Source organism: Novacetimonas hansenii JCM 7643 (assembly GCF_000964405.1).
Lineage (GTDB): Bacteria > Pseudomonadota > Alphaproteobacteria > Acetobacterales > Acetobacteraceae > Novacetimonas > Novacetimonas hansenii.
Map to the genome: position 1 here is coordinate 1 of NZ_BANE01000121.1, position 4,016 is coordinate 4,016.

The following is a 4,016-nucleotide window of genomic DNA, read 5'->3' on the forward strand; positions in this document are numbered from 1 at the left end:
TATTTCGATCAAAAGGCGGCACCCAAAAACTTTTCTTTTTCATCAATGCTTTGTTTTCAAACACTCTTTTATTCATGAATCTACTGGAACTGTTTGAAAACATCCCCTTGATAATGGAAAGGAAAATTCCAGACGTTACTTTAACCTTTTGAAAATGCGACGATTTTCAGGACGTCTCGGAAAATCTTTACCAAGAACTTTCAGGATCCCAGTGGGATATGGGGACAGTTTTTACAAACAGCCTGCTCGGGAATGATCGAGATGTCCGGGCGCTGCCTGTTTGTAAAAAGGCAGCGCCTTTACACGGGGCCGTAAAAAACTTCAAAAAAACCATTGCCGTTTCAATCGGTTGCTGGTCCTGACGTTTCAAACGATCTCCTGTGTTCAGGGGGCTGGGGCGTGTCCCGCGCGCCATGCCCTGATCGCCTCGAGTGTGCGACGGACATGTTCGTCAGGCGAAAGCGCGCTGTAGGTAAAGATGATTTTGCCATCGGGGGCGATGACATAGGACGTGCGGCTGGCGTAATGGACCACCGGCATGCGTGAATCATACAGCCGCGCAATCGACCCCGACGGATCGGACGCGACGGGGAAACGGCCATGGCATTCGCTGACGGAAAAACGGTCCAGTGTCTTGAGATCATCCATCGACACGCCGATCACGCTGGCGCCAAGTGCGTGGTAACTGTCCATCGCATCCGCGAATTCATGTGCCTCTATGGTGCAGCCACGCGTAAAGGCGGCGGGGTAGAAATATACCACCACCGGCCCGTTACGCAGCGCGTCGGCCAGATGAAAGCTGAACTCCTTGCCTGCCTGCGCGGCGGGGGCGACGAACATCGGCGCATTGCTGCCCGCGGGCAGGGCGGCGCGCGCGGTGGACCATGCGACAATCCCGGCAAAGGACAAAACCCCCACCAGTGGCACGATAATACCTGTCCACGACCATCGCGGACGCCTGTAGAAATATTTCATTCACTTCATCCCGTCATGTATCGTGCGTCATGCGTCATGCGTCATGCGTCGTGCCCTCATGACCCGGAAATCGGTCCCATGACCTGACAGGCATGACTGCCCAGTTTCTGGCACGCCTGCAACGCGCTGGCATGCGACAGGCCCAGCAGGCGGGCGCGATAGACACGTCCCCGCCCCGCCGTGACCGAATCAACCTGTTCACGCGCGCCATGCAGCGCGGCGTTGGCGCGGGCATGCTGCAATGCCTGCAACGCCTGTCCGCGCGATCCGTAGGCCCCGACCTGCACCGCCCAGTTGGCGGCATCCATGACGATGGTGGGATGCGCGCCCACCGCCGACATCGGCAACTGCCCTGCTCTGGCGCGCGCGCTCCATGCCGCACGGACGGCCGCGCTTTCAGCCGACGGGGCCTCGGCCACCTGCAATGGCTGGTCCGCGCCGATCACCTGCCGCCCGCCACGCCCATGCCGGGTGCTACCCTGCGCGCGGGCCTGCGCGCGGGCCTGCGCCCTGGCCTCGATCATCAGGTCGGCCTGTGAACGGTTGACCGGCGACACACCGGCGATGCGCGGGCCGATAAAGGCCACATATTCGCGTGTTTCACGCGGCAGCGTATGGCTGCGGTCAAGGAAATCATCCAGACGCCCCGGCCCGCTGTTATAGGCCGCAAGGAACCCCGGCGAGCCATAGATGTCATACATCTGGCGCAGGTACGAAGTACCGGCGATGATGTTGTCATGCGGTTCATAGGCATCCGGCCCAAGGTTGTAACGCCGGCGCATCTCGTCATAGGTGGGGGGCATGAGCTGCATCAGCCCCATTGCACCGGGCTGCGACGTCACGAACTGCCCATTATGGAAAAGCTGCCCGCCGGATTCACGCTGCATCACCGCACGTATCCACAGTTCGGGCACATCGAAACGCTGCGCCGCCTCGGTAATATACGGCCCCCACGGATCTTCTGGCGGACCGGGCGGGGTATAGTTCTGGCGCGCGCGGGCGCGATAGGCGTCGGCTTCCTGCATCATCTGCGCATCCGACATCGCGGCCTCGTGCGGTTTACCCGCGCAGGCCGCCAGCGCCACCAGCAGCGCCAGCGAAAGCCACCGCCCCGCCCGCGAACATGACCGCGAAAGGGGCCAGGCAGGATTTTCCGCCAGAAGCGAAGATGACATGGGCCGCTGTTATCCTGTTGCGATGGTCCGGCATGCCGGAAAGGGTCCACCATCGCGATGAAATGGCGGCGCCCCCTTGTACACCACCCCACAGGACCGATGCAACGCCGTCAGCCCTGCCCTGCGTGCCCCATGACCGGGAGCGCAGTGCAAGCCCGCCCCTGCGCAAGCCCCCTCTGTGCAAGAGCGCCCTTTGCAAAAACGCCGTGTGCAAACCGCCCTGTGCAAGCGGACCCGGATGGGCCGCCCCGGTACGCGCCCTATAGCAGCTTCATCAATTTGAGCAGCAGCCACGTAATGACCATGAACAAAAAGCAGATGCACCCTGCCTCCACCGTGCCGGCGCGCCCTTCGGCCAGGAACATGCCACCGGTATTCATGCCAAAGAAACCGGTCACGAACGTCGCGGGCAGCATCAGCGTCGTCACGATGGACACGGTATACAGCCGCCGGTTCGTCTCTTCCGCCTGCCCCGACGCCAGTTCATCCTGCAACGAGCGCGCACGGTCCTGAAGGGCGAGCAGGTCATCAAGGGCCGCGTGAATCTGGCGCTGCGAACGGTCACGCAGGTCGTCTTCCGCCCATTCGGGCAGTTCGAGGTCCTCGCTACGGAACATGCGGTCGACGGGGGACATGACACGACGCAGTTCGGTCGAACGTCGCCGCACCCGCCCGATCAGGCCGCTGATGCGCCCGAAATCCGTATGCTGGTCCAGCGTCAGCAGCAGGTCTTCCGCCCGGTCAAGGTGATCGTCAAGCAGCGCGATGTTACGCCGCACCGTATCCGCGAATTCCAGCAGCGTGCGGTCCACCACCTCCGCAGGGGAGGCAAACGGCTCGCCCCGCTGCATATAACGGTACACCAGCCCCAGCGCCGGCACCGGCTGGCGGCGGGTGGTGATCAGCAGGCCCGGCAGCACCGCAAACCGCCATGCCGACAGGTTTTTGTCATCTTCGGACATGCTGTCGTCAAAACCGGGCAGCGCACCGTACACGATGTCGCCTTCCACCTCCAGCCGGGTGCCACGGTCGATATTGCCCAACGCCTCGCGCGCCTCTTCCGGCAGGCAGGGGATCTCCTGCACGCGGGCGCGCGTGGCGCTGTGGACGATATCGTAATGCAGCCATACCCACGCATCAGGCAGCGGGGGCGCACCCCCGGCCAGCGCATGCGCGACCTGTCCTGCATCCAGCTTCTCCGGCTTGTGACCGGGACGGCACGCGATGGCCCATACCAGGCCGTCCGCCTCGGGGAACGCCTCGGGGAACGGGGCGGCGGCCTCGTGCAGGGGGGCGTTCGGGACAGGGGAAAACATGTCGGACATGGGCGCTGTATCCGGAAGGCCGCAGGCAGGCGTCCCCATCTTGCACGATGGCCCCAACGGCGCAACAGCACGCGACGGGGGCCCGGCCGGACATACGGGACAGGGCACGCGGCATAAGGCGGGGTACGTAAAAAAGGCGGAACCGGGATGGCCAGCGCGGGCCGCCCGGTTCCGCCCCAAAGCCGGGCGTGAAGATTACTTCATCAGGTCAGGAGAGACCTTGCCGCCATTTTCCGCCAGCTTGCGCAGCACCTGCGCCTGCAGCCAGATGTTCATCGCGGCCGAGTCGTTCGTGTCACCGGTATAATGCAGTTCCGCCGCCAGTTCCTTGCGCGCGGCAAAGGAGCTGTCGAGGCCCAGCAGCTTGAGCAGATCGACGATGGAGGTCTGCCAGTTCAGCTTTTCCGGGTTCTTCGCGGCCATCGCACTCAGCACCGCGTTGACATCAACCGGGGCGACGGGGGCAGCAGCCGGGGCGGCCGGGGTCGCGGCAGCAGGGGCCGCAGCGCCCGCGGCGGGGGCGGCAGCGGCGGGCGTTGCC

The 4,016-nt window shown here is 63.5% G+C and carries 4 protein-coding genes; all 4 read right to left on the bottom strand.

All coding sequences use genetic code 11. The features are described from left to right. Positions 1-384: 384 nt before the first annotated feature. Positions 385-975, bottom strand: a complete 591-nt coding sequence (locus B7G66_RS09295; RefSeq protein WP_003621884.1) for a peroxiredoxin — start codon at positions 973-975, stop codon at positions 385-387. A gap of 56 nt (positions 976-1,031) precedes the next feature. Further along, positions 1,032-2,150: a lytic transglycosylase domain-containing protein gene (locus B7G66_RS09300; RefSeq protein WP_003621882.1), complete on the bottom strand. Its 1,119-nt coding sequence runs from the start codon at positions 2,148-2,150 to the stop codon at positions 1,032-1,034. A 260-nt stretch (positions 2,151-2,410) separates the two neighbouring features. Further along, the gene (locus tag B7G66_RS09305) at positions 2,411-3,475 is read right to left on the bottom strand and encodes a CorA family divalent cation transporter (protein ID WP_003621879.1); all 1,065 of its coding nucleotides are present in this window, start codon (positions 3,473-3,475) and stop codon (positions 2,411-2,413) included. Between the two features lie 195 nt (positions 3,476-3,670). Further along, on the bottom strand, positions 3,671-4,016 hold a 346-nt coding region (locus B7G66_RS09310; RefSeq protein ID WP_048859132.1), incomplete at its 5' end, for a DUF3597 domain-containing protein.

What these genes read in the sequence shown, in the direction of transcription:
- B7G66_RS09295 (WP_003621884.1), bottom strand. Translation starts at nt 975, where the DNA reads ATGAAATATTTCTACAGGCGTCCGCGATGGTCGTGGACAGGTATTATC.
- B7G66_RS09305 (WP_003621879.1), bottom strand. Translation starts at nt 3,475, where the DNA reads ATGTCCGACATGTTTTCCCCTGTCCCGAACGCCCCCCTGCACGAGGCC.
- B7G66_RS09300 (WP_003621882.1), bottom strand. Translation starts at nt 2,150, where the DNA reads ATGTCATCTTCGCTTCTGGCGGAAAATCCTGCCTGGCCCCTTTCGCGG.